Source organism: Calidifontibacillus erzurumensis, from assembly GCF_013303125.1.
Classification (GTDB): domain Bacteria; phylum Bacillota; class Bacilli; order Bacillales; family Bacillaceae_J; genus Calidifontibacillus; species Calidifontibacillus erzurumensis.
The window spans coordinates 1-1365 of sequence record NZ_JABTTE010000055.1; the positions used below are offsets into that span (position 1 = coordinate 1).

At 41.0% G+C, this 1365-nt stretch carries 1 protein-coding gene; it reads left to right on the top strand.

Features of this window, described 5'->3' with window-relative positions; translation table 11 throughout:
* Positions 1-122: 122 nt before the first annotated feature.
* Positions 123-1304 carry an IS701 family transposase gene (locus HR057_RS16735; protein WP_173732631.1) on the top strand — a complete coding sequence of 394 codons (1182 nt, stop codon included), beginning with the start codon at positions 123-125 and terminating at the stop codon, positions 1302-1304.
* The last annotated feature ends 61 nt before the right edge of the window (positions 1305-1365 follow it).

Genomic DNA, 1365 nt, shown 5'->3' on the forward strand with positions numbered 1-1365 from the left:
ACTGTAGATGAGCAAATTCGCTAACATAAATTTACATTTAAACAAAAAAGGAGACATGAACTCGACTCCTTGTTTAAAATAGATGTGCCAACAAACCATTTATACAAGGAGGTTCATGTCTCATGAATAGATTAGCACATCACCAAGGAGTCCACAAGTTTTTCTCAATGTTAGGGCTGCCGCTTTATTTTTCAAAGCCTGTCATGAAACATCTCGTTCATATCGTTGATGCAATGATTTCGAAAGGTTTTTCTGGAACATTGACCGATCTTCACCATTGGAGCTTTCATCCAAACCATCGTACGACACTTAGTCATTTTTTCACGAATAGCCCATGGAAAGAAGAAGTATTGCTTCACAAACTCCAACAGTGGATTCTTCATCGTGTGGAACGCACTGCTAAAAATGAAAATCAACCCATTTTTGTTTCGATTGACGATACGATTTGCCAAAAAACAAAGCCTTTGTCACAGGCGAAACATGTCATTCAAGGATGTGATTGGCATTATTCTCACGCTGATAAAAAGTCAATCTGGGGACATTCTCTCGTTTGGCTCATGGTTCACACGATGTCCCAAGCTTTCCCCTTTTCCTTCCGCCTTTATGACAAAGAAAGTGGAAAAAGCAAAGGGGAGCTTGCGATAGAGATGCTTTCTTCTTTGAATGTGCACCAACCCGTTTATGTGCTAATGGACTCTTGGTATCCATCGCAAACACTAGTCGATGCTTGCCTGAAAAAGGGATTCCACGTAATCGCAATGCTTAAAACAAATCGAATTCTTTATCCGAAAGGAATTGCTATTCAAGCAAAGAAACTAGCACACTACATTGAACCGAAAGACACTCACCTCGTCACGGTGGGAGAAGAGCGTTATCGTGTGTATCGCTATGAAGGAGCGCTCAAAGGTCTTGGTGATGCTGTAGTGCTTTTCACGTGGAAAGCTGATCAACCGTTGACGTCTGAATATCTTCACTGCATTTTGAGCACTGATCGGGAACTGAGCGATGAAGACATCTTACGCTACTATACCGAGCGTTGGTCGATTGAAAGCTTTTTCCGGCAAGCGAAAGATCAACTAAAGCTTGATGGATACCGTATTCGCAAGCATCAAGCGGTGAAACGCTACTGGATCTTAGTACAGCTAGCTTATGTGTACAGCATGTTCGAATCCAACAGTAATTTTTCTGATGGACTTGATCTCCTGCGCAAAAAGAAAGGACATAGCCTTGTGGAGTTTGTTTATCGTGCGGCAAAACAAAATATTCCAATTGATGCCGTAAAAAAACAGCTTCATGTGGCATAAGGGCTACTAGGTTTGCTTTTCATTATGGTAAATTTTGTTACTAAAATTGCTCATCTACAGT